The organism is Microbacterium sp. AG790 (assembly GCF_003634765.1).
In the GTDB taxonomy this organism is placed as follows: domain Bacteria; phylum Actinomycetota; class Actinomycetes; order Actinomycetales; family Microbacteriaceae; genus Microbacterium.
The window spans coordinates 145,043-172,005 of sequence record NZ_RBWZ01000008.1; the positions used below are offsets into that span (position 1 = coordinate 145,043).

General features: G+C 69.6%; 31 protein-coding genes. 19 read left to right on the forward strand and 12 right to left on the reverse strand.

The window, feature by feature from the left end; genetic code table 11:
• Positions 1-3: 3 nt before the first annotated feature.
• Genes sufC through DEU37_RS08590 form a run of 8 tightly spaced genes read left to right on the forward strand, consistent with a single transcriptional unit; the run spans position 4 to position 7,209 of the window.
• Complete coding sequence (gene sufC, locus DEU37_RS08555) at positions 4-774, forward strand: Fe-S cluster assembly ATPase SufC (protein ID WP_005049291.1); 771 nt, start codon at positions 4-6, stop codon at positions 772-774.
• A 10-nt stretch (positions 775-784) separates the two neighbouring features.
• Positions 785-1,114: a metal-sulfur cluster assembly factor gene (locus DEU37_RS08560; protein ID WP_005049292.1), complete on the forward strand. Its 330-nt coding sequence runs from the start codon at positions 785-787 to the stop codon at positions 1,112-1,114.
• Between the two features lie 57 nt (positions 1,115-1,171).
• Positions 1,172-2,338: a MalY/PatB family protein gene (locus tag DEU37_RS08565; protein ID WP_121190246.1), complete on the forward strand. Its 1,167-nt coding sequence runs from the start codon at positions 1,172-1,174 to the stop codon at positions 2,336-2,338.
• Between the two features lie 31 nt (positions 2,339-2,369).
• The gene (locus DEU37_RS08570) at positions 2,370-3,311 is read left to right on the forward strand and encodes a siderophore-interacting protein (RefSeq protein WP_121190248.1); all 942 of its coding nucleotides are present in this window, start codon (positions 2,370-2,372) and stop codon (positions 3,309-3,311) included.
• 38 nt (positions 3,312-3,349) lie between these two features.
• Positions 3,350-4,318: an iron ABC transporter permease gene (locus DEU37_RS08575; RefSeq protein WP_259457215.1), complete on the forward strand. Its 969-nt coding sequence runs from the start codon at positions 3,350-3,352 to the stop codon at positions 4,316-4,318.
• Positions 4,315-5,331, forward strand: coding sequence for an iron chelate uptake ABC transporter family permease subunit (locus tag DEU37_RS08580; protein WP_121190251.1), 1,017 nt, complete (start codon positions 4,315-4,317; stop codon positions 5,329-5,331). The genes DEU37_RS08575 and DEU37_RS08580 overlap by 4 nt, the downstream gene beginning before the upstream one ends.
• Positions 5,328-6,170, forward strand: a complete 843-nt coding sequence (locus tag DEU37_RS08585) for an ABC transporter ATP-binding protein (protein WP_121190253.1) — start codon at positions 5,328-5,330, stop codon at positions 6,168-6,170. The genes DEU37_RS08580 and DEU37_RS08585 overlap by 4 nt, the downstream gene beginning before the upstream one ends.
• 13 nt (positions 6,171-6,183) lie before the next feature.
• On the forward strand, positions 6,184-7,209 hold the full coding sequence (locus DEU37_RS08590; protein WP_121190255.1) for an iron-siderophore ABC transporter substrate-binding protein: 1,026 nt from the start codon (positions 6,184-6,186) through the stop codon (positions 7,207-7,209).
• 67 nt (positions 7,210-7,276) lie between these two features.
• On the opposite strand, the gene DEU37_RS08595 is transcribed toward DEU37_RS08590, so the two are convergent.
• On the reverse strand, positions 7,277-7,909 hold the full coding sequence (locus DEU37_RS08595) for a biotin transporter BioY (RefSeq protein WP_121190257.1): 633 nt from the start codon (positions 7,907-7,909) through the stop codon (positions 7,277-7,279).
• Positions 7,910-8,182: 273 nt separating this feature from the next.
• Between DEU37_RS08595 and DEU37_RS08600 the strand changes: the two genes are divergently transcribed.
• A complete protein-coding gene (locus tag DEU37_RS08600) occupies positions 8,183-8,692 on the forward strand; it encodes a GNAT family N-acetyltransferase (RefSeq protein ID WP_121190258.1) in 510 nt (169 codons plus the stop codon).
• A gap of 1 nt (position 8,693) precedes the next feature.
• Here the strand turns inward: DEU37_RS08600 and DEU37_RS08605 are convergent, their stop codons facing one another.
• Positions 8,694-9,533: a GNAT family N-acetyltransferase gene (locus tag DEU37_RS08605; protein ID WP_121190259.1), complete on the reverse strand. Its 840-nt coding sequence runs from the start codon at positions 9,531-9,533 to the stop codon at positions 8,694-8,696.
• A gap of 116 nt (positions 9,534-9,649) precedes the next feature.
• On the opposite strand from DEU37_RS08605, the gene DEU37_RS08610 reads away from it, so the two are divergent.
• Positions 9,650-11,248: an ABC-F family ATP-binding cassette domain-containing protein gene (locus DEU37_RS08610; RefSeq protein ID WP_121190261.1), complete on the forward strand. Its 1,599-nt coding sequence runs from the start codon at positions 9,650-9,652 to the stop codon at positions 11,246-11,248.
• 21 nt (positions 11,249-11,269) lie between these two features.
• Here DEU37_RS08610 and DEU37_RS08615 read toward each other — a convergent pair whose 3' ends face one another.
• Genes DEU37_RS08615 through DEU37_RS08630 form a run of 4 tightly spaced genes read right to left on the reverse strand, consistent with a single transcriptional unit; the run spans position 11,270 to position 13,348 of the window.
• Entirely contained in the window at positions 11,270-12,187 is a 918-nt protein-coding gene (locus DEU37_RS08615) for an SURF1 family protein (protein ID WP_121190263.1), read from the reverse strand.
• On the reverse strand, positions 12,184-12,387 hold the full coding sequence (locus tag DEU37_RS08620) for a hypothetical protein (RefSeq protein WP_061681547.1): 204 nt from the start codon (positions 12,385-12,387) through the stop codon (positions 12,184-12,186). Before DEU37_RS08620 ends, DEU37_RS08615 begins: the two co-directional genes overlap by 4 nt.
• The gene (locus tag DEU37_RS08625) at positions 12,384-12,773 is read right to left on the reverse strand and encodes a DUF3099 domain-containing protein (protein WP_121190265.1); all 390 of its coding nucleotides are present in this window, start codon (positions 12,771-12,773) and stop codon (positions 12,384-12,386) included. Before DEU37_RS08625 ends, DEU37_RS08620 begins: the two co-directional genes overlap by 4 nt.
• Positions 12,774-12,823: 50 nt before the next feature.
• Positions 12,824-13,348 carry a DUF4190 domain-containing protein gene (locus DEU37_RS08630; protein ID WP_121190267.1) on the reverse strand — a complete coding sequence of 175 codons (525 nt, stop codon included), beginning with the start codon at positions 13,346-13,348 and terminating at the stop codon, positions 12,824-12,826.
• 109 nt (positions 13,349-13,457) lie between these two features.
• Here DEU37_RS08630 and DEU37_RS08635 point away from each other — a divergent pair, with 109 nt between their 5' ends.
• Positions 13,458-14,168 carry a beta-ketoacyl-ACP reductase gene (locus DEU37_RS08635; protein ID WP_121190269.1) on the forward strand — a complete coding sequence of 237 codons (711 nt, stop codon included), beginning with the start codon at positions 13,458-13,460 and terminating at the stop codon, positions 14,166-14,168.
• 31 nt (positions 14,169-14,199) lie between these two features.
• On the opposite strand, the gene DEU37_RS08640 is transcribed toward DEU37_RS08635, so the two are convergent.
• The 3 genes from DEU37_RS08640 to glgC form a co-directional block, all read right to left on the reverse strand.
• Positions 14,200-14,919, reverse strand: a complete 720-nt coding sequence (locus DEU37_RS08640) for an alpha/beta fold hydrolase (protein ID WP_259457216.1) — start codon at positions 14,917-14,919, stop codon at positions 14,200-14,202.
• A gap of 65 nt (positions 14,920-14,984) precedes the next feature.
• Positions 14,985-15,620 carry a phosphoserine phosphatase SerB gene (serB, locus tag DEU37_RS08645; RefSeq protein ID WP_121190271.1) on the reverse strand — a complete coding sequence of 212 codons (636 nt, stop codon included), beginning with the start codon at positions 15,618-15,620 and terminating at the stop codon, positions 14,985-14,987.
• Between the two features lie 19 nt (positions 15,621-15,639).
• Positions 15,640-16,884: a glucose-1-phosphate adenylyltransferase gene (gene glgC / locus DEU37_RS08650; protein ID WP_039416083.1), complete on the reverse strand. Its 1,245-nt coding sequence runs from the start codon at positions 16,882-16,884 to the stop codon at positions 15,640-15,642.
• 46 nt (positions 16,885-16,930) lie between these two features.
• On the opposite strand from glgC, the gene glgA reads away from it, so the two are divergent.
• The 3 genes from glgA to DEU37_RS08665 all read left to right on the forward strand — a co-directional run bounded on the left by glgA (position 16,931) and on the right by DEU37_RS08665 (position 19,353).
• On the forward strand, positions 16,931-18,124 hold the full coding sequence (gene glgA, locus DEU37_RS08655; RefSeq protein ID WP_121190273.1) for a glycogen synthase: 1,194 nt from the start codon (positions 16,931-16,933) through the stop codon (positions 18,122-18,124).
• Positions 18,125-18,181: 57 nt separating this feature from the next.
• Positions 18,182-18,973: an ABC transporter ATP-binding protein gene (locus tag DEU37_RS08660; protein ID WP_005049313.1), complete on the forward strand. Its 792-nt coding sequence runs from the start codon at positions 18,182-18,184 to the stop codon at positions 18,971-18,973.
• 122 nt (positions 18,974-19,095) lie between these two features.
• On the forward strand, positions 19,096-19,353 hold the full coding sequence (locus DEU37_RS08665; RefSeq protein ID WP_005049315.1) for a type B 50S ribosomal protein L31: 258 nt from the start codon (positions 19,096-19,098) through the stop codon (positions 19,351-19,353).
• 81 nt (positions 19,354-19,434) lie between these two features.
• On the opposite strand, the gene DEU37_RS08670 is transcribed toward DEU37_RS08665, so the two are convergent.
• Positions 19,435-20,193 (reverse strand): exonuclease domain-containing protein, encoded by a 759-nt coding sequence (locus DEU37_RS08670; protein WP_259457217.1) that lies wholly within the window; start codon positions 20,191-20,193, stop codon positions 19,435-19,437.
• 86 nt (positions 20,194-20,279) lie between these two features.
• On the opposite strand from DEU37_RS08670, the gene DEU37_RS08675 reads away from it, so the two are divergent.
• Entirely contained in the window at positions 20,280-21,179 is a 900-nt protein-coding gene (locus tag DEU37_RS08675; RefSeq protein ID WP_121190276.1) for an alpha/beta fold hydrolase, read from the forward strand.
• On the opposite strand, the gene DEU37_RS08680 is transcribed toward DEU37_RS08675, so the two are convergent.
• Positions 21,139-21,699, reverse strand: a complete 561-nt coding sequence (locus DEU37_RS08680; protein WP_121190277.1) for a CGNR zinc finger domain-containing protein — start codon at positions 21,697-21,699, stop codon at positions 21,139-21,141. The two genes, DEU37_RS08675 and DEU37_RS08680, sit on opposite strands and share 41 nt — an antisense overlap.
• Positions 21,700-21,829: 130 nt before the next feature.
• Between DEU37_RS08680 and DEU37_RS08685 the strand changes: the two genes are divergently transcribed.
• The gene (locus tag DEU37_RS08685) at positions 21,830-22,825 is read left to right on the forward strand and encodes a DMT family transporter (protein ID WP_121190279.1); all 996 of its coding nucleotides are present in this window, start codon (positions 21,830-21,832) and stop codon (positions 22,823-22,825) included.
• Here the strand turns inward: DEU37_RS08685 and DEU37_RS08690 are convergent.
• On the reverse strand, positions 22,767-23,246 hold the full coding sequence (locus DEU37_RS08690; protein WP_005049322.1) for an Lrp/AsnC family transcriptional regulator: 480 nt from the start codon (positions 23,244-23,246) through the stop codon (positions 22,767-22,769). The two genes, DEU37_RS08685 and DEU37_RS08690, sit on opposite strands and share 59 nt — an antisense overlap.
• A 177-nt stretch (positions 23,247-23,423) precedes the next feature.
• Here DEU37_RS08690 and pdhA point away from each other — a divergent pair, with 177 nt between their 5' ends.
• From pdhA to DEU37_RS08705, 3 genes are read left to right on the forward strand one after another with little or no spacing between them, the layout of a single operon-like run.
• On the forward strand, positions 23,424-24,545 hold the full coding sequence (gene pdhA, locus DEU37_RS08695) for a pyruvate dehydrogenase (acetyl-transferring) E1 component subunit alpha (RefSeq protein WP_121190488.1): 1,122 nt from the start codon (positions 23,424-23,426) through the stop codon (positions 24,543-24,545).
• Entirely contained in the window at positions 24,542-25,561 is a 1,020-nt protein-coding gene (locus tag DEU37_RS08700; protein ID WP_121190281.1) for an alpha-ketoacid dehydrogenase subunit beta, read from the forward strand. The genes pdhA and DEU37_RS08700 overlap by 4 nt, the downstream gene beginning before the upstream one ends.
• Positions 25,558-26,952 carry a dihydrolipoamide acetyltransferase family protein gene (locus DEU37_RS08705; RefSeq protein WP_121190283.1) on the forward strand — a complete coding sequence of 465 codons (1,395 nt, stop codon included), beginning with the start codon at positions 25,558-25,560 and terminating at the stop codon, positions 26,950-26,952. The genes DEU37_RS08700 and DEU37_RS08705 overlap by 4 nt, the downstream gene beginning before the upstream one ends.
• The last annotated feature ends 11 nt before the right edge of the window (positions 26,953-26,963 follow it).

A 26,963-nucleotide genomic window follows, 5' to 3' on the forward strand; every position in this document is an offset into this window, starting at 1 on the left:
GACATGGCTGTTCTCGAGATCCGCGACCTCCACGTGACGGTCGAGACCGACGCGGGGGAGACCCCCATCCTCAACGGCGTCGACCTGACGGTGCGTACCGGCGAGACCCACGCGATCATGGGTCCCAACGGCTCCGGAAAGTCGACCCTCGCCTACACGATCGCCGGTCACCCCAAGTACACGGTGACCCAGGGCACGATCACGCTGGACGGCGAGGACGTGCTGGCGATGTCGGTCGACGAGCGCGCTCGTGCCGGGCTGTTCCTCGCGATGCAGTATCCGGTGGAGATCCCCGGTGTGACCGTCACGAACTTCCTCCGTACGGCGAAGACCGCGATCGAGGGCGAGGCGCCCGCGATCCGTACGTGGACGAAGGACGTCAAGGAGGCGATGAAGAACCTCCGCATGGATCCGAAGTTCGCTGCCCGCAACGTCAACGAGGGCTTCTCCGGCGGCGAGAAGAAGCGCCACGAGATCCTGCAGCTCGAGCTGCTCAAGCCGGCGATCGCGGTGCTGGATGAGACCGACTCCGGCCTCGACGTCGACGCGCTGAAGATCGTCTCCGAAGGGGTGAACCGTGCCAAGGAGGCGACGGACCTCGGCGTGCTGCTCATCACGCACTACACGCGCATCCTCCGCTACATCAAGCCCGATTTCGTGCACGTGCTCGTGAAGGGCCGCGTTGCCGAGGAGGGTGGACCGGAGCTGGCGGAGCGGCTGGAGGACGAGGGCTACGACCGGTATCTCGAGCCGTCCGACATCGTCGAGGCATAGGATCGAACCCATGACTGCGACGCTCAGTCCGGAGAAGTACGACGACGTCACCGAAGCTCTCAAGGACGTGATGGATCCCGAGCTCGGGATCAATGTCGTCGATCTCGGTCTCATCTACGACCTCAGCTGGGACGAGGAGAACGACGCCCTCGTCATCCACATGACGCTGACCTCGGCGGGCTGCCCGCTCACGGACGTGCTCGAAGAGCAGACCGCGCAGGCCCTGGACGACGTGGTCGATCGCTTCCGCATCAACTGGGTGTGGATGCCGCCCTGGGGTCCCGAACGCATCACCGACGACGGCCGTGACATGATGCGTGCGCTGGGCTTCGCCATCTGATCGTCATCCGATGACGGCGGGGCGCACCCGCAGGGGAGCCGTCGGTAGGCTCGAGGCGTGAGCATCGTTCCTCTCGAAGCCCTTCCCGTGGAGAGCCTGCGGCGGCGGTCCAGCACGAAGTGGCGTACGTACGGTTCCGACGTCCTGCCGCTGTTCGTGGCGGAGACGGACTTCGCCCTCGCGCCGCTGATCACGAGCGCCTTGACCACGGCGATCGAGCTCGGCGACACGGGGTACACGCCACCGGAGCCCGGTGTGCGTGCGGCATTCGCGTCCTTCGCCGCTCGCCGCTTCGCGTGGGCCGTCGATGCCGACCGTGTGCGGACGACCGGCGACGTGATGATGGGCGTCGTCGAGATCCTGCGCGCGGTCACCACACCCGGGGACGCGGTCGTGATCACCCCGCCGGTGTATCCGCCGTTCGCGATGACGGTCGAAGAAGCCGGATGCCGTGTCGCTTCCGTGCCGCTGCGCGACACGGGGACGACGTGGGAGCTCGACCTGGAGGGCATCGAGGAGGCGCTGTCCCACGGTGCTCGCGCTGTGCTGCTGTGCAACCCGCACAACCCCACCGGGACGGTCCACTCACGTGAGACGCTGGCCGCGCTGGCCCGGATCGCCGCGCGACATGGTGCCGTGGTCATCAGTGACGAGATCCACGCCCCGCTCGTCTACGACGATGCGACCTTCACCCCCTTTCTCGCCTCCTCACCGGAAGCCGCAGCGCTCGGCTACACCGTCACCAGCCCCTCCAAGGCGTTCAATCTCGCAGGGTTGAAGTGCGCGGTCATGGTGACCGGGGACGAACGGACGACCGCCGTCGTGCGCGACCTGCCCTCGGAAGTCGAGTGGAGAACGGGGCTGTTCGGCGCGATCGCGAGCGTTGCGGCACTCGACGCGGCATCCGATGAGTGGCTCGACGCCCTGCGCGCCCGACTCGATCTCAACCGTCATCTCCTCGCGGACCTCCTCGCCGCACACCTGCCTCGCGCTCGTTACCGCCTGCCCGACGCGGGCTACCTCGCCTGGGTGGATCTGAGTGCGTACGGCTGGGGTGACGACCCGGCCGGGCGCATCCTCGCCGAGGCGCGCGTGGCTGTCCATCACGGCCCGCACTTCGGAGCGCAGGGCACAGGTCACGTCCGCGTGAACTTCGGCTGCGGGCCGGAGGTTCTCACCGAAGCCGTCGAGCGAATCGGACGTCTCGTCGGCTCGCCGGTGTGACATCTGACGAAGGTAAGGCTAACCTTATGGAGTGACCGAATCCGCCACCGTCGTCCGTCCGGCTTACCGCCCGTACGCCGTCCGTGTCCGCGCCGTCGAGCGGCTCTCTGAGCACTTCGTGCGGGTGTGCTTCACGGGTCCCGATCTGGAGTGGTTCGGCACGGCAGGCCTCGATCAGCGGATCAAGGTCGTTCTGCCCCTGCCCGACGTCCCGGGCGGCTACTCCGACTTCGGTCAGGCCGAGCACGCGGGTGACTGGTACGACAGATGGCGTGCGTTGCCCTCCGCGCGGCGCAACCCCTTCCGCACCTACACGGTGCGTCGGGTGGATGTCGCCGCTCGCGAGCTCACCGTCGACTTCGTCGTCCACCACGACGCCGGTCCCGCGGGAGCCTGGGCGGAACGTGCCGCCGTCGGCGACGAGCTCGTCATCGTGGGTCCCGACGAGCGGAGCCCTCACTCCCGTGTCGGACTCGACTGGCATCCCGGCACCGCCCGCCGGCTGCTGCTGGCCGGAGACGAGACGGCCGCGCCCGCGATCTGCAGCATCCTGGAGTCGCTCGATCCACGATGCGAGCTCGACGCGTTCGTCGAGGTGCCCAGCGCCGAGGATGCGCTCCGGCCGGAGCTTCCCGCGGCATCCGGTGTGCGCCTGACCTGGCTCGCGCGCGGCGACCGTCCGCACGGTGACGCCCTCATCGAGGCGGTCACCGCGTGGACGACGCGCCACGCCGACGTCCTTGCCCGCGCGGCAGCGCCGCGACCTCAGCCGCTCGAGGAGATCGACGTCGATCGCGACCTGCTCTGGGACAGCCCCGAGGACGGCGACGGCGAGTTCTATGCGTGGATGGCGGGGGAGTCGGCGACGGTCAAGACTCTCCGGCGGCTTCTCGTGTCGGAGTGCGGAGTCGACCGTAAGCGTGTCGCCTTCATGGGCTACTGGCGACGCGGTCAGTCCGAGCGCGTCGAATGAGCGCGCCGGTACGACCGCGCCGAACCTTGGTCGTCGCGGTGACCGGAGCTGCCCTCCTGGCCGTTTTCGTCCTGCTCTCGCTGGGAGTCGGAGCGCGGCAGATCGCCCCGGTCGACGTGTGGCACGCGTTGGCGTCGTTCGACGCCGCCAACCCCGATCACATCGTGGTCGTCACACAGCGCGTGCCCCGCACCGTCATCGGCGTCTGCGCGGGCGCCGCGCTCGCCCTGGCGGGAACGGTCATGCAGGGCCTCACGCGCAACCCCTTCGCCGATCCCGGACTGCTCGGCCTGAATGCGGGGGCCTCGGTGGCCGTGCTCGCTGCGATCACGCTGTTCGGGATGTCGACGCCGGACGGCTTCGTCTGGTTCGCGTTCGGCGGCGCCGCCGTGGCGGCGGTCGCGGTCGCGCTGATCGGAGGCCGCGGGGACGAGGCCGGGCCTGCGCGACTCGCACTCACCGGCGCGGCCGTGACTGCCGGGCTCAGCGCGGTCACCTTCCTGATCCTCAACACCAACTCCTACGCGCTCGACGTCTACCGGTACTGGGCGGCCGGAGGCCTGTCGACTCGAGGTCTGGACGCCGTCGCACTCGTGCTGCCCGCACTCGTCGTCGGTGCCGTCCTCGCCCTGGCATCCGCCCGCGGCCTCGACCTCTTCGCTCTCGGTGCGGACACCGCCGCCGGCCTCGGGCACGACGTCGGTCGCAGTCGCGTGCTCGGCATCGTCGCGACCGTGCTCCTGTGCGGCGGGGCGACCGCGATCGCCGGCCCGATCGTCTTCCTCGGGCTGCTCGTCCCGCACGCGCTGCGTGCCGTCGTCGGGGGCAGCTACGGGCGCCTCCTGCCTCTCGGGATGCTCTACGGCGGGGTCTTCCTGTTGTTGGCCGATGTGGTGGGACGCGTCGTCGCGCCACCCGGCGAAGTGCAGGCCGGCATCGTCGTCGCGATCATCGGCGCCCCCGTCCTGATCGCACTCGTGCTGCAGCCGCGTCGGAGCATGCTGTGAGTGCCACCCTGGCCGTCCGCCGCGCCGCCGCCCGCCGCCACCGCATCGTGGTGAGCACGGTCATCGTCTTCGCCGTCGTCGCCGTCGTCGTCGCCGTCTCGGTGGGCGACTACCCGATCGCCCCCGACCGTCTCTGGGCGACGTTGACCGGGTCCGGGACGCGCATCGAGCAGTACGTCGTCTTCCAGGTGCGGGCGCCGCGCGCCGCCATGGCGCTGGTGGTCGGGGCCGCGCTGGGCGCCGCCGGGGCGCTCCTGCAGTCCTTCCTCGGCAACCCTCTGGCCAGTCCCGACCTGCTCGGCATCTCCGGTGGAAGCGGTCTCGCCGCCGTCACCGCGATCCTCGTCCTGGGGACCACCGGACCGCTCCTGGCGGTGTTCGCCTTCGCCGGCGGAGCCGCTGTCGCGGTCCTGCTCGCTCTTGCAGGACGCTCACTGCGCGACGGCGGGTTCCGCCTCATCCTGGCCGGCATCGGCGTCTCGTTCCTCACCGCCGCTCTCATCAACCTGTTGATGGTGCGTGCGAAGGTCGAGGAGGCGCGACTCGCGCTGCTGTGGCTCACGGGAAGCCTGTCCTCGACGCCGTGGTGGCAGGTGGTCGTGGTCGTGATCGTCATCATCGCGCTGCTTCCGGCGCTCGTCGTCGCATCGCGGTGGTTGCCGCTCGTGCAGCTGGGGCGGGAGAGCGCGCACGGGCTCGGCGTCGCCAGCGCGCCGGTTCGTCTGGTCGTCGTGACCAGCGCGGTGCTCCTCACCGCCGTGACCTGCGCCTTCGTCGGACCGATCTCCTTCATCGCGCTGTGCGCTCCCGCCATCGCCCGCGGGCTCCTGCGGCACGGCGCCGTCGGGGTCGGCACCAGTGCTGCGCTGGGCGCTGTTCTGCTGTCGGCCGCCGATCTCGTCGCCCAGTACGCCATCCCGGGCGTCAGCATGCCCGTCGGCGTCGTGACCGGTGCGGTCGGCGCCCTCTTCCTGCTCTGGCTGCTCGCCACATCGAAAGGACGCCAGCTATGACGTCGTCTCCGGAGGCACCGCGCCTCGCCGCGCGTGCCCTCGCCGCCGGTTACCACTCCCGACGTGTCATCGACGACCTCGACCTCGAGATCGCTCCCGGGCGCGTCACGATGATCATCGGCGCCAACGCGTCGGGCAAGTCCACCTTGCTGGGAACACTCGCCCGACTCCACCCGCCGCTCGCGGGTCGCGTGGAGATCGACGACGCGGATGTCCGCGGCATCCCGCGCCGTCAGCTGGCCCAGACCGTCGGACTTCTCCCGCAGCATCCGACCGCACCCGACGGCGTCACGGTGGCCGAGCTGGTCGGTCGCGGCCGTCATCCCCACCGCGGACTGCTGCAACGCTGGAGCGCGCACGACACGGCGCGGGTGGACGAGGCGATGGCGTGGACGGGGATCACAGACCTCGCCGAGCGGCCCGTAGGCGATCTGTCGGGCGGGCAGCGTCAGCGCGTGTGGATCGCGATGGCACTCGCGCAGGATCCGCGCATCCTGCTGCTCGACGAGCCGACCACTTTCCTCGATCTGAGCCACCAGTTGGAGGTGCTCGACCTTCTGAGCGACCTCAACCGCGAACGGGGAACCACGGTCGTCGCGGTGCTCCACGATCTCAACCTGGCCGCCCGGTACGCCGATGAGCTCGTCGTCATGCACGCCGGAAGCGTCATCGCCCATGGCGCTCCGACCGAGGTCATGACCGCCGAGACGATCCGTCGGGCGTTCGGGCTGTCGTCGCTGGTGATGCCCGATCCTCTCACCGGTACGCCGATCATCATCCCCGTCCCGTCGGCGAGCGCCTCCGCACGCGTCGACGGCGCCATCCCTGCACGTCCCTGAGAAAGGAAGACCCATGAGACGACTCCGCACAGCACTCGGACTCGCCGCGATCGCCGGAGTGACCGCACTCCTGCTGTCCGGCTGCGCCGCCGGATCCGCGGCGCCCACCACCTCCGAGAGCGTTTCGGGTGACGGCTTCCCCGTCACCATCACCTCGGCGCTCGGAGACGCCACGATCGAGAAGAAGCCCGAGCGCATCGCGACGTGGGGGTGGGGTGCGACGGACGCCGTTCTCGCCCTCGGCATCCAGCCCGTCGCGATTCCCGCCGACAACTACTCGGGCGGTGACGACAAGATGCCGCCGTGGATCGCGGATGCCGTCGACAAGCTCGGAGGCACCAAGCCCGCCATTCTCGACGTCAGCTCGAACGACGTCCCGCTCGAGGAGCTGCTGAAGACGAACCCCGACCTGCTGCTCGCCCCCTACTCGGGGCTCACGCAGAAGGACTACGACGCCATCACGGCGGCGGGTATCCCCGTCGTCGCCTACCCGAGCGCGCCGTGGGCGACGCCGTGGCGCGACGTCATCACGATCACCGGCAAGGCTCTCGGCATGAGCACGCAGGCTGCCGACCTGCTGACGAGCCTCGACGCGCAGGTGAAGGACGCGGCCGCCGCTCACCCCGAGTTCGCCGGTGTCACGATCGCCTACGTGGATGACGACGTGGATACCTTCTACATGTATCTCCCGGCCGATCCCCGGGTGGAGGTCCTGCAGGACCTCGGCTTCGTCTCGCCGCCCAGCGTGACTTCCCTGGACAAGGGCGAGGGCACCTTCTACACCACGGTCAGCCAGGAGAACCTCGACAAGATCGATGCTCAGGTCATCTTCACGCAGGGCGAGGACCAGAAGACGCTCGACGAGTTCCTCGGCTCCGCGCGAGGTCAGTTGATCCCCGCGGTGAAGAAGGGTGCCGTGGCGGCGATGGTGGGCGCGGAGAACGTGGCGGCAGTCTCGCCGACCGCGCTGACGCTGCCCTGGGCGTTGCCGACCATCACGCAGAAGCTGGCCGCTGCGGTGGCGGTGGCGAAGGGCTGACGCCGCGAGAGACACGACGACGGCCCCGACCGCAGTGGTCGGGGCCGTCGTCGTTGCGCGGTGAGGGTCAGCGACCGGACCGGCGCTCCAGGGCGCGGACGCCCGCCCAGGCAGCGGGGATTAGCAGCGCAGCGAGCGCGGCCTTGACGATGCCGCCAAGGATGAACGGGGTGACACCGGCGGCGAGGATCGCCTCGATACCGAGGCCCTTGCCCAGGACGGTGTTCAGAATGAAGGCCATGTACGGTACGCCGAACAGGAACGGGATCACGCTCGCCGCCGCGAAACCGACGAACGCGAGGACGGGACGTCGATCCCAGGCGCGCTCCGCGAACCACCCCGCGACGAAGGCGGCGAAGATGAAGCCGATGATGAACCCGAAGCTCGGCTTGGTGATCGCCGCGATCGTTCCCGTGAACCCGGCGAAGACCGGCAGGCCCGCCAGGCCGGCCACGAGATAGGTGACGAGAGCGGCAGCGCCCCGGCGGGCACCGAGCGCGGCGCCCACGACGACGACGGCGAGAGTCTGTCCGGTGACAGGGACAGGCCAGAGCGGCACCTCGACCTGCGCGAGAACGGCGACCACCGCGGCGCCCGCGACGACGAGAGCGGCATCCAGTGCGGCGGCGCGCGCACGGTCGGTCGGGCGGGCGATGAGGTCGGCGAGCACGGGGCGGCGGCCGGCGACGGCGAGGGACATGCGGTCTCCTTCGAGAGGCGGACGGGTCACGGCTCAGCCTAGAGTCTCGCCGCGCGGCTCACCTGGCTGACATCGATGGAACACCGCCGGATTCGTTGTCGCATGAAGACAATCGGACGGCCATGCGTCCCGTCCCGCGCGCTCGCCGTCGGTGTGGCGGCGCCTGCGATCCGGCGGGTTCGGGGTCGCGACACGCGGCATCCACCGCTATGCAGACGCCGTTTGCGACCCCGATCCGGCGCCGTCGCATGCGCCGCTGACTACACTCGCGACATGACGACCTTCACCGTTCGCGTCGCCCGTCCCGCGGATGCCGCCGGCATGGCGCGCGTGCACGTCGAGGGATGGCGGCAGACCTACCGCGGCCTGATGTCGGACGAGGTCCTCGACGCGCCCGACTTCGTGGACCGCCGCGAGCGCTTCTGGAACGCGGCGCTCGGCGACGATCCCCGGTTCGCGCACGTCGTCGCGGCCGTCGCCGTCGTCGATGACGAGGTCGTCGGAATCGCGATGACCGGTCCCACACTCGAAGCCGACCGGTCGGATGGCACCCCCGATCGAGCGCTCTACGTGCTCTATGTCCTCGCCGATCATCACGGCACCGGCGCCGGCGCTGCGCTCTTGGACGAGGTGGCTCCGCCATCCGTGGCGCACATGCTGTGGGTGGCTGACCCCAATCCCCGCGCGCAGGCCTTCTACGCCAAGCACGGCTTCGCACCCGACGGCACCGCACGCGTCGACGACGGCGTGCGGGAGGTGCGGATGACCCGTTCGGCGCGCTGAGTCAGCCGGCGGCCGGAGGGATCTCGACCAGGCGGAACCACCGGCCGCTCGGTGCGAGGCGCGCCCACACGGGGAGGAAGTGCGGATCGCTGACATGGCCATCGAAGGTGACCAGTTCGACCCCGCGAGCTGCGAGCACGTCGAGGGAACGCCGCACGCAGGCCTCGATCAAACGCTCACCGTCGGCCGTCTCCCTCCTCGTGGTCTCCGCGGTGAGGCACGGGGGTGTCGAGTCGTGATAGACGAGCGCCAGCGCGACGATCGCGCCGTCGACGACGGCGGCGCTGCTCGCGTCGCGGTCGACCTCAGCCTCGAGGTCTTCCGATAGAGCCGCCGCGAAGTCCGGAGCGACGGGCGACCATGCCGCGTGCGTCCAGGCGTAGACGGCCGCGTTGGCATCGAGGACGTCGTCCCACCGCAGATCGCGGACGCTCTGCACCGCCGGGTGCGGGCGCAGCACCGCGCGGGACGCCGTCGTCACGTCCGCGGGTGGCACCACCTGTATCGTCCGCGCTCCGAGGGCGTCGGCGAATCCGAGCGCGTCGTCGTCGACGTACCCGCGCGTCATGAAGGCCAGTGGCGCAGCTCGCAGTGTCGACAGGTGGGCGAACACGGCATTTCCGTACCCACGGCCACGCGATGCCGGCTCCACCACGATGGCGAGCCAGTACCGGTCCCCGTGCACCCGCGAGGTCCACATGATGCCGGCGGCCACGGGGTGCCCGTCTACCTCCAGCACGGTCGAGCGGGTATGCGCATCGCGCCATCGATCGGCGCGGAACGGGATCGTGCCGAGGAAGGGCAGGGTCAGATCATCGTCGGCGAAGGGGCGCAATCGCATGGCCCGAGTCTGGCACCTCTCGATCGGAGCGGCGGCCGACGTTGGACGTGGACGGTAGAATGGGAGGCTGGTCCGTCTCTGGACCGGTTCCCATCCCCGACGAACGGACGTCCGCTGTGCTCGCCGTGCACGATCTCGAGATCCGCGTGGGCGCTCGCACGCTCATGTCGGAGGTGTCGTTCCGTGTCTCCGACGGCGACAAGATCGGTCTCGTCGGCCGAAACGGTGCCGGAAAGACCACGCTGACGAAGGTGCTGGCCGGCGACCTGCTGCCGGCCGACGGCAAGGTCGAGCGCTCGGGCGAACTCGGCTACCTCCCGCAGGATCCGCGGTCCGGTGACCCGGAGATGCTCGCGCGCACCCGCATCCTCGATGCACGCGGACTCGGCACCCTCGCCCTGCAGATGCAGGAGGCGTCGATGCAGATGGGGGATGCCGACGAGAAGGTGGCCGCGAAGGCGATGCGCCGCTACGGCAACCTCATGGAGCGCTTCGAGGCGCTCGGCGGCTACACGGCCGAGTCCGAAGCGGCATCCATCGCGCACAACCTGTCGCTGCCGGATCGCATCCTCGACCAGCCGCTGAAGACGCTGTCCGGCGGCCAGCGTCGCCGCATCGAGCTCGCGCGGATCCTCTTCTCCGATGCGCAGACGATGATCCTCGACGAGCCGACGAACCACCTCGACGCGGACAGCGTCGTGTGGCTGCGCGAGTTCTTGAAGAACTACAAGGGCGGGCTCATCGTCATCAGCCACGACGTCGAACTCGTCGGCGAGACGGTCAACCGTGTCTTCTACCTCGATGCGATGCGCCAGGTCATCGACGTCTACAACATGAACTGGAAGAACTACCTGCGTCAGCGGGTCGCCGACGAGGAACGCCGCAAGAAGGAGCGCGTCAACATCGAGAAGAAGGCGACGGCGCTGCAGCTGCAGGCCGCGCGTTTCGGTGCCAAAGCGTCCAAGGCCGCCGCGGCGCACCAGATGGTCGCGCGCGCCGAGAAGATGCTCTCCGGCCTCGAGGAGGTCCGCCAGGAGGACCGCGTCGCGAAGCTGCGCTTCCCGAAGCCCGCGCCCTGCGGCAAGACGCCGCTCATGGCGAAGAACCTCTCCAAGTCGTACGGATCGCTGGAGATCTTCACCGACGTCGACCTCGCCATCGATCGTGGATCGAAAGTGGTCGTGCTCGGCCTCAACGGCGCCGGCAAGACCACACTGCTCAGGATCCTCGCCGGTGTGGACAACGCCGACACCGGCGTCATCGAGCCCGGCCACGGCCTGAAGATCGGCTACTACGCCCAGGAGCACGAGAACCTCGACGTCAACCGCTCAGTCCTCGACAACATGATGTCGGCGGCGCCGGACATCAACGCCACCGAGGCGCGCAAGGTGCTCGGTTCGTTCCTGTTCACCGGCGACGACGTTCTCAAGCCCGCCGGTGTGCTCTCCGGCGGTGAGAAGACCCGCCTGTCGCTGGCGACGCTGGTCGTCTCCTCGGCGAACATGCTGCTGCTCGACGAACCGACCAACAACCTCGACCCCGCCTCGCGCGAGGAGATCCTCGGCGCGCTCGCGCATTACGAAGGCGCTGTCGTGCTCGTCTCCCACGACGAGGGCGCCGTTCAGGCTCTCAACCCCGAGCGGGTGCTGATCCTGCCGGACGGTGTCGAGGACATCTGGGGTCGCGACTACGTCGACCTCATCACGCTCGCCTGAGGGCTGGTGCTCGCACCGGTTTCAGCGAGGCGTGAGCTCGTCGAGCAGGGCGTCTTCTTCCTGCATGTCGCGATCGCGTCGCCGGGTCTCGCGCTGTCGACGGCGACGGGCAGCCGCAGAAGGATCCGCCTCCTCGGGTGACGCGGTCTCGGCCACCTCAGCCGAGGCTGCCGCCGCCGCGTCTTCGGCATCCTCTCGTCGGTGACGGATCTCGGTGCGGATCATGTACCAGATGAAGACGAACCCCATCAGTGCGAAGAGGATCCACTGGATGGCGTACGAAAGATACGGGCCTGGGTCGTCCGACGGCGACTCGAGGGCGTTCGGCGCTTGCGAGGGGCTGGGCTGCTCCGACACCAGCAGTCCGTACGCACTGGTGATCAGCGTGGGCTGAGCGGTGGTCTCTGCGACGAGGGGGAGATTGATCGTGGGCACCTGACCGTCCGGCGCGGAGCGTCCGGAGTTCGGCAGTGGCTCGCCCGGCTTCAGGCGGGCGACGACCTGCACCTGGCCCGAGGGGGGAGCGGGGATCGTGTCGGGCTCCGGCTGGGCTGAGCCCGGCGGCAACCACCCGCGGTCGATGAGGAAGACCGCTCCCTCCACGGTTCGGAACGGGACGAGCACCTCGAACGCGCTGGTCCCGCCGTGGGCACGGTTTCGGGCCAACAGCGTCCGGTCTGTCAGGTACTCGCCGGTGAGGGTGACGGGGCGCCACTGGTCTGCGGGCGGGAACGTCCCGTCGGTGCCGATCACCTGGTCCAGTGGCACGGGAGCGGCGTCGTAGTTCGCGGCGATCAGCGCGAGCTGGCTGCTGCGGTCCGCGTTGCGCGTGAACTGCCAGTTCGACAGAAAGGCGCAGACGATGGCGAAGACGATCGCGATCGCGACGTACCCCGCCCAGCGCAGCGCGGTCTGCTGTCGGGCCGTGCGCCCGCTCATCTCGTCGCCTCCGCCTCGATAGCGACGACGTGAACCGGAAAGTCCCGGGCGGCGAGGTAATCGCGCAGGTAGGCGACGTGGTCGTCGCAGGCGGTCCAGATCTTGCGTCGTTCGGGGGAGTGGATGCGCGGATTGCGCCACTGCACTTGCCACGACGCGGGCGCGCGGCAGCCTGTCCTCGAGCAGATGGCCGCGGTCATGCGTCGTCCGACGGTGTCCGGGGCGCGGGCGGCTGGTGGGACGACTCGCTCAGCCTGATCACGCGGGGCGCCTCGTCGACCGCCGCGGTGGGGTCGGCCGACGGCGCGCGCACCGTCGGCGTGGCCTCGATGGCTCGCTCGGGCGCGACAGCACGCTCCGCCGACCCGGAGGCGACATTGGCGATGACCACGGCGAAATAGGGCAGGAACATCGCTCCCGCTCCGAACAGCCAGGTGTACCAGCCGTAAGGGGTGACGGCCACCATCAGGACGAAGCAGATCACGCGAATGACCATCATCGTGAAGTACTTCGTCATGCGCGCGCTCGCGTCGTCGCGGGGTGCGCGCGGCAACGAGGTGGCGGACTGAGGACGGGAGCTTTTCACGGTCCCCTCAGCCTACGCCGCGTGTGCGGCGCAGGAGTGGTGCCACGGGCTCAGTACGAGCCGTAGCGCGAGCTTGCGGCTGCCCCCAGCAGGATGAAGAAGACGAAGAAGCCGATGATCAAGAGCGAGATCGCCACGCCGACCCATCCCACGATCACGCCTGCGAGAGCCATGCCGCGACCGCCCTCGCCCGTGCGCTTGATCTGGTTCAGCGAGATGTGACCCATGACGGCGCCGCCGATCGATCCGATCAGCGGCAGGATCCACACGAAGCCGAGAATCGAGGCGATCATCGAGATGATGGCGAGGACGTTCGTCTTCGGCGCGGCCGCCCCGTAGGAGGGGGCGGATCCGTAGACGGGGGGCGCGCCGGGCGCAGGCTGCACCGGCGCACCGGTGCTCGCGCCGTACGCCGGGGGCGCGGACGGGTAGGTCGGCTGCGGGTAGGACGGCGGCTGGTAGGCGGGCGGAGCCGGAGGCGTGTAGGGGGCCTCCGCCGCAGGAGCCGGAGTCGGAGGCGTCACCGGCGGGGTGGCCGCGGCATCCGGGGACTGAGGGTTCGTCGCGTCGGTCATGATCTCTCCTGTCTCGCCGTGCCAGCCTATCGGCCGCCGTGCGGGAGCGGGGAGCCGCCGGCGCGCCGAGTAGGCTGGGGCGGTTACTCCCCAGCGAAACGGAGCCCCCATGTCGCACGATCGCGTCGTCCTCGTCACCGGCGGAAACCGCGGCATCGGCCGCGCGATCGCCGCACGCTTCGTCGCCGAGGGGTACCGCACGGCGGTCACCGCCCGCTCCGGCGAGGGTCCTGAGGGCACGTTCACGGTGCGCGCGGACGTGACGGATGCCGCGTCGTTGGATGCCGCGTTCACCGACGTCGAGAAGCAGCTCGGTCCCGTGGAAATCGTGGTCGCGAACGCGGGGATCACGAAGGATACGCTGCTGCTGCGGATGACGGAGGACGACTTCGACTCCGTCGTGGCGACGAACCTGGGCGGCACCTTCCGCGTCGTCAAGCGTGCGTCCAAAGGCATGCTGCGGGCCAAGTGGGGGCGGGTCATCCTCATCTCCAGCGTCGTGGGCCTGTACGGCTCGCCGGGTCAGATCAACTACTCGTCGTCGAAGGCTGCGCTCGTCGGCTTCGCGCGCTCGCTGACCCGCGAGCTGGGAGGCCGTGGGATCACCGCCAACGTCGTCGCCCCCGGATTCATCGAGACCGACATGACCGCCGAACTGCCCGAAGACACGCAGAACGAATACAAGCGGAACATCCCCGCCGGCCGTTTCGCGACGCCCGACGAGGTCGCCGGTGTCGTCACGTGGCTGGCGTCGGAGGATGCCGCCTACATCTCGGGCGCTGTCATCCCCGTCGACGGCGGCCTCGGCATGGGCCACTGAGCGGCGTCGGTGCTTCGACGCGCGGCTGCGCTCACCGCGGGGAGGACACGGAGGGTGTTCGCGTGATGGCGGCGGCGATGGCCTCGCCGAGCCGCTGCGGCTGCGAGAACTGGGGCCAATGACCGCTGCCGAGCCGGATGATCTCGCTGTCATCGATGGCGGCGAACTCGTCGGCATACCGGCCCCACTGTGCCAAGAAGCCACGGAACTCCTCGTCGTTCAGTGAGCCCGACAGCACCGTCACGGGAACCCCATAGCGACGCTCGTCCGTGAGTGAGATGGCGTCGGTGGGCACTCGTGCCGGCACGGCATGCGTCAGCGGAGCCGTCCGGGTCCGCGTCTGCGGGTCGAGATCGGCCACGTCGTCGGCGTCGAAGAAGTCCCACCCGGGGAACGGCACGACACCGTCGACGACGTCGAACTCCGAGATCATGCCCCCATCGAATGGCACCGCGGTATCGACCAGGACGACGCGGGTGACGCGTTCGGGGCGGGCATCCGCTGCGCCCCAGGCGACGTTGCCGCCCCCGCTGTGGCCGACGACCGCAACCGGGCCGACGGACTCGTCGATCGCGGCGACAGCCGCAGCAACCCAGTCGGCGATGCCGATATCGACGCTCTCGTCGCCGGGCGCACCCAGGCCCGGCATCGTCAAGGGGCGGGGGCGCAATCCTGCCGCTCGCAACGGGGGAAGCACATCGTCCCACGACGATGCATCGAGCCAGAGGCCGGGAATCATGATGACGTCCATGCGCTGACGGTACGCCGTGCCACCGACATCGCGGCAGGGGTGCCGGCGGACGCGCTCGCGTCGGGTCAGGGAAGCAGCGGTATGAGCTCTCGCAGGTCGACGGGTCCGACGACGAGGTCGGCCTGCCGTCGCACCGCGGGCTTGGCGTTGAACGCGACACCGAGTCCGGCGACGGCCATCATCTGCAGGTCGTTCGCGCCGTCGCCCACGGCGATCGTGCGGGCGAGGGGAACACCGGATGCCGCGGCCCACTCGCGCAGTGCTGCCGCTTTGCCGGCGGCATCCACGATCTCGCCCTCGACGAGACCGGACAGCACCCCGCTCTGGACCGCAAGCCGGTTCGCGCGCCACTGATCGATCCCGAGCGCTGGGGCGACGACGTCGAGGATCTCGTGGAATCCGCCGGACACGACGGCGGCCCGCCCGCCGCGGTCGTGGATCGCCGCGACGAGCTCTGCCGCTCCCGGGGTCGGCTCCACGCGCGCCCGCACCCGGTCGAAGGCACTCAGCGCAACGCCGCGCAGCTCGGCCACCCGAGAGCGCAGACTCGTCGCGAAATCGACCTCACCGCGCATCGCCGCCTCGGTGGCCGCCGCGACTTCGGCGCCGCGGCCGGCCTCATCGGCGATGAGCTCGATGACTTCGTTGCGCAACAGGGTGGAATCGGCGTCGAACACGACGAGGAAGCGGGCGTCAGGCACCCGTCCAACCTATCGGCCGTCAGCGCGCGACGTAGGCGTTCTTTCCCACCACCGTGATGCCGCTGTCGGTCACGGTGAACCCGCGCGCCAGATCGAAGGCGCGGTCCACTCCGACCGTCGCCCCGGGCTCCAGGACGACGTTCTTGTCGAGGATCGCGCGATGCACCCGCGCGCCGGCACCGACCTGGACGTGGTCGAAGAGCACGGAGTCGGTGATGGTCGACCCGCCGCCCGACAACGTCCACGGCCCGACGACCGAGCGCTCCAGGTGGGTTCCCGACAGCACCGAGCCCAGCGACACGATGGAGTCGATCGCGTTGCCCATGCGTCCGACGCCGTCGCGGACGAACTTCGCGGGTGGCGAGTTCACCGACTGCGAGTGGATCGGCCAGTCGACGTTGTAGAGGTTGAAGATCGGCAGCGTCGAGATGAGATCCATGTGGGCGTCGAAGAACGAGTCGATCGTGCCCACATCCCGCCAGTAATCGCGGTCGCGATCGGTCGAGCCCGGCACGTCGTTGCGCTTGAAGTCGTAGACCGCCGCCTCGCCGCGCCCCACGAAGTACGGGATGATGTCGCCGCCCATGTCGTGGTTCGAGCCCGGCAGTTCACCGTCCGCCTCCACCGCCGCGATGAGGGCGTCGGCGTCGAAGATGTAGTTGCCCATCGATGCCAGGACCTCGTGCGGCGCATCGGCCAGCCCGGTCGGGTTCTGGGGCTTTTCGAGGAAGTCGCGGATCGTCACGTTGTCGCTGGGGTCGAGGTCGATGACCCCGAACTGATTGGCGAGCCCGATGGGCTGGCGGATGCCGGCGACCGTCGCCTTGGCGCCCGACTCGATGTGCGCGGCGAGCATCTGCTCGAAGTCCATGCGGTAGACGTGGTCCGCGCCGATCACCACCACGATGTCGGGCTTTTCGTCGTGGATGAGGTTCAGCGACTGCAGGATGGCGTCTGCCGAGCCCGAGAACCAGCGCTTGCCGAGACGCTGCTGGGCGGGCACCGACGCCACGTACGAGTTCAGCAGAGCCGACATCCGCCAGGTCTGGGACACGTGCCGGTCGAGGCTGTGCGACTTGTACTGCGTCAGCACGACGATCTGGCGGAGCCCGGAGTTGATGAGGTTCGAGATCGCGAAGTCGATCAGCCGGTACTGGCCGCCGAAGGGCACCGCGGGTTTGGCTCTGTCCTCCGTCAGAGGCATGAGGCGCTTTCCCTCGCCGCCGGCGAGGATGATTCCGAAGACCTTCGGCGCTGCAGGCATGTCACCACACTAGGCCCCCGTTCGACCGTGTACTAGCGTTCGTGACATGCGCGTCGACATCGTCACCAAGGAGTACCCGCCCGAGATCTACGGCGGTGCGGGTGTCCACGTCACCGAACTCGTCTCGGCGCTGCGGCGGAGCATCGAGGTGCAGGTGCGCGCGTTCGGCGGCGACCGCGAAGAGACCGACACGACGTCCTACGGCGTGCCGGCGGAGCTGGCCGCTGCCAACCCCGCGGTCCAGACGCTCGGCACGGATCTGGAGATCGTCGGCGGTGTCGCGGGCGCCGATGTGGTGCACTCCCACACGTGGTACGCGAACTTCGCGGGACACCTCGCCTCTCTGCTGCACGGAATCCCACACGTCGTGACGGCGCACTCGCTCGAGCCGCTGCGCCCGTGGAAGGCCGAGCAGCTCGGCGGTGGCTACGCCGTGTCGAGCTACATCGAGAAGACGGCATACGAGAACGCCGCGGCGGTGATCGCGGTCAGCGACGGGATGCGCCGCGACATCCTGCGCAGCTATCCCTCCCTCGATCCCGCGAAGGTGCGTGTGATCTACAACGGCATCGACGTCGAGGCGTGGCATCCGCGAGAGGATCACGCGCTTCTCGAGCGGTACGGCATCGACCCGAACCGCCCATCCGTCGTGTTCGTCGGTCGCATCACGCGGCAGAAGGGTCTTCCCTACTTCCTCCGAGCCGCCGCCGAGCTTCCCGCCGAGGTGCAGATCGTCCTCTGCGCCGGCGCCCCCGACACGCCGCAGATCATGGCCGAGGTCGAAGGTCTCGTCCGTGACCTCCAGGCGCGCCGCGACGGCGTCGTCTGGATCGACGAGTTCCTGCAGCGCGACCAGCTCTGCGCGATCCTGACGTCGGCCACCACGTTCGTGTGCCCGAGCGTGTACGAGCCGCTCGGCATCGTGAACCTCGAGGCCATGGCATGCGGTGCCGCCGTGGTGGGCACCGCGACCGGCGGCATCCCCGAGGTCGTCGTCGACGGCGTCACCGGGCGCCTCGTGCCGATCGAACAGGTACAGGACGGTACGGGAACGCCCGTCGACCCCGACCGCTTCGTGGCCGATCTTGCGGCCGTGCTCACCGACGTGGTGTCCGATCCCGAGCGTGCGCGCGCGTACGGTGAAGCCGGCCGCGAGCGCGCCGCCACGGCCTTCAGCTGGCAGGCGATCGCGGATGCCACGGAGGCGCTCTATCGCGAGGTCGCCGAGCGCGCGGACTGAGCGAAGATCCGGCGCGTGCCGCCGGGACGGCTCGAACGCCCCCGATAGGCTGGGGGCATGCCTCAGGTGCTCGAGTTCGTCGATGTCGTCGTCCGCCGCAATGCTCGCAACATCATCGATCGCATCGACTGGCACGTCGCCGACGATGAGCGCTGGGTGGTCCTCGGACCCAATGGCGCCGGCAAGACGACCATCCTGCAGCTGGCGGCGACGCTGATCCATCCGACATCGGGTGAGGTCACGATCCTCGACGAGCGCCTCGGTCGCACCGACGTTTTCGATCTGCGGCCGCGCATCGGGTTCGCGTCGTCGGCGATGGCGCGCCGGGTGCCGCCGGAGGAGACGGTGCTCGACGTCGTCCTGACCGCTGCGTTCTCCGTGCTCGGGCGCTGGAACGAGACCTACGAGACGATCGACGAGCGTCGCGCACGCCGCGTGTTGGCCGAGTGGAAGCTGGACCACCTCGCCGAGCGCACCTTCGGGACTCTGTCCGACGGCGAGCAGAAGCGGGTGCAGATCGCCCGCGCCGTGATGACCGATCCGGAGCTGTTGCTGCTCGATGAGCCGACGGCGAGCCTCGACCTCGGCGCGCGCGAAGAGCTTCTCGAGCTGCTCAGCGGCTACGCGCAGGCGCCGACGACGCCGGCCATGGTGATGGTGACCCATCACGTCGAGGAGATCCCCGTCGGATTCACCCACGTCCTGCTCCTTCGCGACGGCGCTGTCGTGGCCGCGGGACCGCTCCAGGAGACGCTCACCGCGGAGAACCTCTCGGCGACGTTCGGCATGCCGATCGCCCTGACCGCGGACGCCGGGCGCTACGCCGCGCGGGCCACGCACGGCGACTGAGGATCCGGTTCATCGGGGCGATCTCGGGCTGGTATGATCGATCCTTGGTGCATGCGCGCACGCGCCCGCATCACAGACTTCCCTCGCCCTGGCAAAATCCAGGGCACCACGTTAGGAACCCCATGAAGACTGACATCCACCCCGAGTACAAGGCGGTCGTGTTCCGCGACCTCGGCTCCGGCGAGACCTTCCTGACCCGTTCGACGGTCACGAGCGACAAGACGATCGAGCTCGACGGCGAGACCTACCCGGTCATCGACGTCGAAATCTCCTCCGCTTCGCACCCGTTCTACACGGGCAAGCAGCGCATCATGGACTCGGCCGGTCGCGTCGAGAAGTTCAACCAGCGCTTCAAGAACTTCGGCGGTTCGAGCAAGTAACCCGAACCCCGCGAAAGCCCCGCTTCGGCGGGGCTTTCGTCGTGTGGGCGGTCGAACGCACCGGGCGTCGCCGGTCGAGTATCAGCGGATGGGCCAGCTGCCGTCGAGGCGATCGTCCGGCTCGAGTCGACCGATGCGGATGAAGTACTCCGTGAGGCTGTCGGCCTGCGCACGTGCCCAGCCGACCTGACGGGTGTGCAGCTCGTGGAGCGGGGCGTCGATGTCGAATCGCCGTGCCAGTGCCTGCGCGACACGGCCTGCCGCGATGGCGTCGGCGGCCGCATCGTGGGCGCCGACGAGCGGCACGGCGTAGTGCGCCGCGACGGCCTCGAGGGTGCGCTTTCCCCGGCGGAAGCGGTCGTGCGCTTTGTCGAGCACGAGCGGATCGATCACCGGCGACGGCTCCAGGATGGGCGGGATGCCGTGTCGCAGCGCCTCGTACTTGAGCAGTGAGAAGTCGAACGGCGCGTTGTACGCCACGACCGGGATGCCGGCGTCCAGCAGATCGCGCAGCGCGGCCACGACCGCCGCGACCACGACGGACGCGGGGGAGCCGTGCGCGCGGGCGTGCGCCGTCGTGATGCCGTGAACGGCGGTGGCCCCCTCCGGGATCGCGACACCGGGATCGGCGAGCCAGGACTGGGCCCGCACGGCCGTTCCGCTCGCGTCGAGGAGGCCGACGTGAGCGGTGACGATACGGTCGGAGGTGACCTCGACGCCGGTCGTCTCCAGGTCGAAGACGCCCACGGCATCCGTCCACCCGCGTGCGGGCGGTGGGGTGCCGGGCATCGTCGCGGCCGGTTCCTCCTCCCAGAGGGGGAGCGTCTGCCACGTATCCATGCCCCCGACGGTATTCGTGAGCACAGACATCGCCGGGCAGGCGCGCGGGGACCCGTCCGGCAGCGGTGGCCTTCTAGACTTCTGGAGTGACCGTCGCCTCTCCCTACGCCGACCGCCTCGCCGCCATCGCCGTGCGGCGCGACGAGGTCGAGATCTCCGGGACGCGCACGGCCTACTGGGTGTATGGAGAGGCGAGCGCGCCGATCACGCTGATCGCGGTGCACGGGTATCGCGGCGACCATCACGGACTGGAACCGGTCGTCGCCTTTCTCGACGGCATCCGGGTCATCTCACCCGATCTCCCGGGCTTCGGTCAGACACCGCCTCTTCCGGGGGTCGAGCACACGCTCGACGCGTACGCTCAGTGGCTGCGCTCCTTCGTGGATGCCGTGGCGCCGGGAGCCGTCGTGCTGGGGCACTCCTTCGGGTCGATCGTCGTCGCCGCGGCTGTGGCCGCCGGACTGCACACGCCGCGCGTGATCCTCGTCAACCCGATCGGCGCGCCGGCGCTGGAGGGCCCGCGCGGCGTCCTCACGCGACTCGCGGTGCTCTACTACCGCCTCGGCGCGAGGCTGCCGCAGCGTCTCGGCGACGCGCTGCTGCGAAACCGCATGATCGTCCGCGTCATGAGCGTGTCGATGGCCAAGACCCGTGACCCGCTACTGCGCCGTTTCATCCACGACCAGCACGACACCTACTTCTCCCTCTTCCACGATCGCGACGTGCTGTACGAAGGATTCGTCACCTCCGTCTCGAACGACATCCGCCGCTTCGCGCCCGCGATCGCGCAGCCCACGCTGCTGATCGCCGCGGAGAAGGACGACATCACGCCGATCGAGGCCGAGCGGCGGCTGCGCGGGATGTTCCCCGACGCGGAGCTGGTCGAGATCCCCGCCGTCGGTCACCTCATCCACTACGAGACCCCGCAGGTGGCCGCGGATGCCATCAGGCGCTTTCTCGCGCCTTCCGGCGACGGTACGCGTTGACGTTCATGCGGTTGCCGCAGTTTCCGGTGTCGCAGTAGAGCTTCGAGCCGTTCTTCGAGAAGTCGACGTAGACCGACTCGCAATCGTCCGCGGCGCACACCCGCACCCGGTCCCACGCGTCGGAGCGGATGACGTCGACGAACGCCATGGCGGACTCGGACAGTATGCGCATCGCCAAGGGGGCGTCGGGTTCGGTGGCGTGAATATGCCAGTCGAAGTGGTCGTGGATGACCAGCTGTGGGAGAGCATGACCGTCGCGGAGCATGGCGTTGACCAACGGAACGGCGTTGTTGCGGTCCACACTCCAGAGCGCTCGCAGCCGCGGGCGGATCGCGCGGACGGCGGCGAGCTCGTCGGCATCCCGGCGGAACGCGCCGGTGTACGAGAAGGTGGCGAGATAGGCGTCGAGGTCGGCGTGTGTCTCCAGCCGATCCCGCCCCGACGTGTCGGTCTCGGGCAGCGTGTTGACCAGGGCTGCGGCGGCGCGCAGAGACATCTCGGTGTCATGGATGAAGACCACGTTGACTCCTGACATCGGCGAGCGCTAGTGTCACCAGTGTATTCGCTGTTCAGTCATGACAGCCCGCACTCGAACCCGAGGACCGCCGGTGTCCCGCACCGCTTCATCAGCCCGTACGACGGGTATCGTCATGGCCGTCGTCTCGGCCCTCGCCTTCTCCTCGAGCGGTCCGCTCGTCAAGCCGCTGCTCGAGGCCGGGTGGTCGCTCTCGGCGGCGCTCGTCGTGCGGATGGGGCTCGCCGCGCTCATCCTCTCGCCCGCGCTGGTGCGCGCCGCACGGCGCGAGCGCGGGTTCCTCCGCCGCCATGCGCTGTCGCTCGTCGCGTTCGGACTCGTCCCGGTGCTGGGCTGTCAGCTGCTCTTCTTCTCCGCCATGCAGCGGATGCCCGTCGCCGTGGCGCTCCTGATCCAGTACCTCGCTCCGGTCATGCTGGTCGGCTTCGTCTGGGTGCGCACCCGGCGAGCGCCCTCGCGTCTCGTGATGACCGGGTCCGTCGTCGCGATCGTGGGACTCGTGCTCGTCGTCGATGTCACGGGTGCCCGATTCGACCTGCTCGGCACGGTGCTCGCGCTCGGCGCGGCGCTCTGCGTCTGCGTCTACTTCGTGATGAGCGAGCGCACCGGAGACGACCTGCCTCCCCTCGCCCTCGCCGCGGGCGGGCTGATGGTGGGGGCCTGCCTCATGCTCTTGCTGGCGGTTGTCGGAGTCATGCCGCTGTCCGCCCCGGCAGTGACGCTCACGTTCCGCGGGATCGACGTCCCCGGCATCCTCGCCCTGGGGTGGGTCGGGGCCGTCGGGACGACTCTCGGCTACGCCTTCGGGGTGATGGCGGTGCCGCGGGTGGGCGCGCGAATGGCCTCGTTCATCGGCCTCAGCGAGGTGCTCTTCGCGCTCGGCTTCGCCTGGCTCCTGCTCGGTGAGGCCCCCTCGGCGGTGCAGATCGTCGGCGGTGCCGTGCTGCTCGCCGGCGTCGTGCTCGTGCGGATGGATGCCGGGGCGGCGCCGCTCGCGGCTCTTCCGGCGGACGCCATGCTGCCGCCGGCGCCCGAGCCCCTCCCCGGCGCGGTCAGCGAATCGCGTCCTCCCGTGCCGACTCCAGGAGCGGTCGGATCCGATATCCGATGACTTCGCCCATGACCAGCGACGTCTCGGTGCGTTCGACCCCGTCGATCGCGAGGATCCGCGCGTCGACGTCGAACAGGTGTTGAGTGTCGCGGGCGGCGACGCGCACCAGCAGGTCGACCTGTCCGCTCATGCCGTAGGCCTGCACGACTTCGGGGATGGTCGCGATCGCCTGGGTGATGCGGGGCAGTTCCGCCTGGCGGACGGTCACGCTCAGCATCGCCTCGATCGGAAGGCCCAGCGCGAGCGGGGGGATGGCGCGTTCGAACGACTGGAAGACGCCACCGCGTTCCAGGCGCGCCAGTCGGGCCTGCACGGTGTTGCGGGACAGGCCGAGCCGCTCGGCGAGCGCGACGACGGTGGCACGGTGATCGTCGGCGAGCGCGTTCAACAGGTCGAGGTCGACGCGGTCCAGAGGTCCCATACTGCCCAACTGTACCAGGAGATGTCGGTGCGCTATGGGCAACATGCTCAGTGCAAGTGAGGATGCTTGAGCTAGGTGCCAGTCCGACGTAATCTTCCACGCAACCGGCGACGAGGCCGGCCCGGGCGGCCGCCGCGGTCCACAAGACAGCGGCTGAGCCAGAGAGGGATGACGACGATGTACACCCTGACGACAGACGAAGCGATGACTGCGCTCGACGACACGGCGCGACTGCTGAGCCCCGACGGGCGCCGGATCGCCGACCCGCGGCTGGATCCCTGGGTCGAGGACCTGGACGGCGCCGCGCTGCGGGGCCTGTATCGCGACATGGCGATCGCGCGTCGGATGGATGCCGAGGGGGTCGCCCTCCAGCGCCAGGGTCATCTCGGACTGTGGGCGCCCGCTCAGGGGCAGGAGGCGATCGCGGTCGGGACGGGGCGCGCCTGCCGCGCCGACGACTTCCTCTTTCCGAGCTACCGCGAGCTGAGCCTCGCCCTCGTGCGGGGCGGCGTACCCGCCGATCTCGTCCTCGCCTGGCGCGGAGAGGTGCACTCCACCTACGACCCCTTCGAGCTCCACCTCGCACCTCCCCAGATCATCATCGGTGCCCAGACGCTCCATGCCGTCGGATATGCGATGGGCATCCAGCGCGACGGCGGGGATCAGGTGGCGGTGGCCTACTTCGGCGACGGGGCGTCCAGCCAGGGCGATGTCAACGAGGCGATGGTGTTCGCATCGTCTTTCACCGCCCCTGTCGTCTTCGTCTGCTCCAACAACCAGTGGGCGATCTCCGAACCGGTCACGGTGCAGTCGCGCTTCCCGATCGCAGGTCGCGCCCCCGGGTTCGGCATCCCCAGCATGCGGGTGGACGGCAACGACGTGCTGGCGTGCACGGCGGCGATGCGGTGGGCGCTGGACCACGCGCGTCGCGGGGAGGGGCCCGTGTTCCTCGAAGCGGTGACGTATCGCATGGGCCCCCACACCACCTCGGACGACCCGACGCGCTACCGCGAGCGCGACGAACTCGAGGCGTGGCGGGCGCGTGACCCGCTGACGCGCCTGGAGGCGTTCCTGCGCGCCGGCGGCGACCTCGACGACGACACGATCGCCGCGATCGGCCGGGAGGCCGACGGGCTCGCCGCCCAGATGCGTGAGGCGGTGCTCGCGGCGCGCACGCGCCCGGCGATCGAGGTGTTCGATGACGTGTACGCCGAAGCGCACACCGGCCTGGACCATCAGCGGGCACGCTTCTCGGCCTATCTGGACTCGTTCGCGGACGACGCGGAGGGTGTGCGATGACTCAGATGAGCATGGGTGCGGCGCTCACCGCGAGCCTGCATCGGGCGATGGCCTTCGACGAGCGCGTCATCGTGATGGGCGAGGACATCGGCCGCCTCGGCGGAGTGTTCCGCATCACCGACGGCCTCCTCGACGAGTTCGGTCCCACCCGCGTCATCGACACCCCTCTCGCCGAATCCGGCATCGTGGGCACGGCCGTCGGGCTCGCGATGCGGGGGTTCCGTCCGGTCGTGGAGATCCAGTTCGACGGATTCGTGTACCCGGCCTTCGACCAGATTGTCTGTCAGGTGGCCAAGCTGCACTACCGCACCCGCGGGCGCGTCCGCATGCCGCTGACCATCCGCATCCCCTGGGCCGGAGGCGTCGGCGCTGTCGAGCACCACTCGGAGTCGCCCGAGGCGTACTTCGTGCACACGGCGGGGCTGCGGGTGGTGGCCGTGTCGAACCCGCAGGATGCCTACACCATGCTTCAGCAGGCGATCGCCAGCGATGACCCCGTGGTCTTCTTCGAGCCCAAACGGCTGTATCACACCAAGGGCGAGGTCGACCTTGACGGCGATGTGGCCGACGCCGCTCCGATGGGTCTGGCCCGTGTCGAGCGCGAAGGCTCCGACGTCACACTGCTCGCCTACGGTGCGCAGGTGGCGACGGCGCTGGATGCCGCGATCGCCGCCGAAGACGACGGCATCTCGGTCGAGGTCATCGACCTGCGCTCGCTCTCACCCGTCGACTACCGCACCATCGCGGCATCCGTCCGCAAGACGGGTCGCGTGGTGGTCACACATGAGGCCGGTGGTGAGGCCGGCGTGGGCGCCGAGGTCATCGCCAGTATCACCGAGCAGTGCTTCCACTATCTCGAAGCGCCTCCGCTGCGCGTCACGGGACACGACATCCCGTATCCGCCGGCCAAGCTCGAGAAGCACCACCTGCCCGATCTCGACCGGATCCTCGACGCCGTCGATCGCGTTCTCGACCGGCCGAACAGCCTCACGCCGACGGCGGGTGTGGAGCGATGATCGCGGAGTTCCTCCTTCCCGACCTCGGCGAGGGTCTGCCCGAAGCGGAGATCGTGCAGTGGCTCGTCGCCCAGGGCGATGACGTGCGTCTGAACCAGCCCATCGCCGAAGTCGAGACCGCCAAGGCGATCGTCGAGCTGCCCTCGCCCTTCGCCGGCACCGTGAGCGCGCTGCGCGCGGCTGCCGGGGATGTCGTGGAGGTGGGCTCTCCTCTGATCGCGTTCGAGGTCGAAGCTCCCGCTTCGACACCCGGTGCCGCGCCCGAGCCGGGGCCCGCGGGCGCCGGGCGAGCGGAGCCCGAGCCCCCGCTGCCGAACCTCGTCGGCTACGGCGCTGCGCCACGCGCCGCGGGACGCCCGCAGCGCCGCGCCCGCGCGGGCGCCCGCCCCGACGAGCTCCAGGTCACCCAGACGGTCGCCGCACAGGTCATGCACGACGCCCTGCATGACGTGGTGACGCCGCTGAGGGACGACGTGCGTGATGAGCGTCCGCGCTCGACTCCGCCGGTGCGCGCCTATGCGCGTGAGCGCGGCGTCGACCTCGCGCTCATCGAGGCATCCGGGGTCACCGGGATCATCCGACGCGACGACATCGACCAGTTCCTCGCCGGTCGCACCCAGAGCGCACCGGGCGCGTCGCCGGCTGATGCGCAGCGGGTGCCGCCCGCGGGGGCCGGACGGGCGGCCGGAGACCGGGAGACGCGCCTGCCGATCCGCGGCGTCCGCAAGCACACGGCCGCGGCGATGGTGCGCAGCGCCTTCACCGCGCCGCATGTCACGACGTTCCTGGAGGTCGATGTCACGGAGGCGACGCGGTTCGTCGCGAGCCTGCGCACCGACCGGCGACTCGACGGTCACCGCGTCGGCATCATGGCGGTGGCGGCGAAGGCCGTGTGTCTGGCGCTGCGCGCCGAGCCGACTCTGAACGCCGCGTGGGACGAGGATGCCGCGGAGATCGTCCAGTACCACTACGTCAACCTCGGCATCGCCGCCGCGACGGAGCGTGGCCTCGTCGTCCCGCACGTCGCCGACGCCGACAGCCTCAGTCTGATCGAGCTCGCCGATGAGATCGGTCGTCTGGCGGAGACCGCGCGCTCGGGACGCACGAGCCCGGCCGCCCTGAGTGGCGGGACGTTCTCCATCACCAACTTCGGCGTCTTCGGGGTCGACGCGGGCACGCCCATCCTCAACCCCGGCGAGGCCGGCATTCTCGGGCTGGGGTCGGTGCGCCGTCGGCCCTGGGAGCACGAGGGCGACATTGTGCTGCGTGACGTGATGACGCTGAGCCTGTCATTCGACCACCGGCTCGTCGACGGGGAGCAGGCGTCGCGTTTCCTGACGGCGGTCGGTGACATCCTGCGCGAGCCGGGGCGTGCGCTGCTGTTCGGGTGAGCGGTGCCGCG

Bases quoted from the DNA above. Each gene is read 5' to 3' on its own strand.
- sufC (WP_005049291.1), top strand. From the start codon at position 4: ATGGCTGTTCTCGAGATCCGCGACCTCCACGTGACGGTCGAGACCGAC.
- DEU37_RS08560 (WP_005049292.1), top strand. From the start codon at position 785: ATGACTGCGACGCTCAGTCCGGAGAAGTACGACGACGTCACCGAAGCT.
- DEU37_RS08585 (WP_121190253.1), top strand. From the start codon at position 5,328: ATGACGTCGTCTCCGGAGGCACCGCGCCTCGCCGCGCGTGCCCTCGCC.
- DEU37_RS08590 (WP_121190255.1), top strand. From the start codon at position 6,184: ATGAGACGACTCCGCACAGCACTCGGACTCGCCGCGATCGCCGGAGTG.
- DEU37_RS08595 (WP_121190257.1), bottom strand. From the start codon at position 7,909: ATGTCCCTCGCCGTCGCCGGCCGCCGCCCCGTGCTCGCCGACCTCATC.
- DEU37_RS08600 (WP_121190258.1), top strand. From the start codon at position 8,183: ATGACGACCTTCACCGTTCGCGTCGCCCGTCCCGCGGATGCCGCCGGC.
- DEU37_RS08605 (WP_121190259.1), bottom strand. From the start codon at position 9,533: ATGCGATTGCGCCCCTTCGCCGACGATGATCTGACCCTGCCCTTCCTC.
- DEU37_RS08615 (WP_121190263.1), bottom strand. From the start codon at position 12,187: ATGAGCGGGCGCACGGCCCGACAGCAGACCGCGCTGCGCTGGGCGGGG.
- DEU37_RS08620 (WP_061681547.1), bottom strand. From the start codon at position 12,387: ATGACCGCGGCCATCTGCTCGAGGACAGGCTGCCGCGCGCCCGCGTCG.
- DEU37_RS08630 (WP_121190267.1), bottom strand. From the start codon at position 13,348: ATGACCGACGCGACGAACCCTCAGTCCCCGGATGCCGCGGCCACCCCG.
- DEU37_RS08635 (WP_121190269.1), top strand. From the start codon at position 13,458: ATGTCGCACGATCGCGTCGTCCTCGTCACCGGCGGAAACCGCGGCATC.
- DEU37_RS08640 (WP_259457216.1), bottom strand. From the start codon at position 14,919: ATGGACGTCATCATGATTCCCGGCCTCTGGCTCGATGCATCGTCGTGG.
- glgC (WP_039416083.1), bottom strand. From the start codon at position 16,884: ATGCCTGCAGCGCCGAAGGTCTTCGGAATCATCCTCGCCGGCGGCGAG.
- glgA (WP_121190273.1), top strand. From the start codon at position 16,931: ATGCGCGTCGACATCGTCACCAAGGAGTACCCGCCCGAGATCTACGGC.
- DEU37_RS08660 (WP_005049313.1), top strand. From the start codon at position 18,182: ATGCCTCAGGTGCTCGAGTTCGTCGATGTCGTCGTCCGCCGCAATGCT.
- DEU37_RS08665 (WP_005049315.1), top strand. From the start codon at position 19,096: ATGAAGACTGACATCCACCCCGAGTACAAGGCGGTCGTGTTCCGCGAC.
- DEU37_RS08670 (WP_259457217.1), bottom strand. From the start codon at position 20,193: ATGGATACGTGGCAGACGCTCCCCCTCTGGGAGGAGGAACCGGCCGCG.
- DEU37_RS08685 (WP_121190279.1), top strand. From the start codon at position 21,830: ATGGCCGTCGTCTCGGCCCTCGCCTTCTCCTCGAGCGGTCCGCTCGTC.
- DEU37_RS08690 (WP_005049322.1), bottom strand. From the start codon at position 23,246: ATGGGACCTCTGGACCGCGTCGACCTCGACCTGTTGAACGCGCTCGCC.
- pdhA (WP_121190488.1), top strand. From the start codon at position 23,424: ATGTACACCCTGACGACAGACGAAGCGATGACTGCGCTCGACGACACG.
- DEU37_RS08700 (WP_121190281.1), top strand. From the start codon at position 24,542: ATGACTCAGATGAGCATGGGTGCGGCGCTCACCGCGAGCCTGCATCGG.
- DEU37_RS08705 (WP_121190283.1), top strand. From the start codon at position 25,558: ATGATCGCGGAGTTCCTCCTTCCCGACCTCGGCGAGGGTCTGCCCGAA.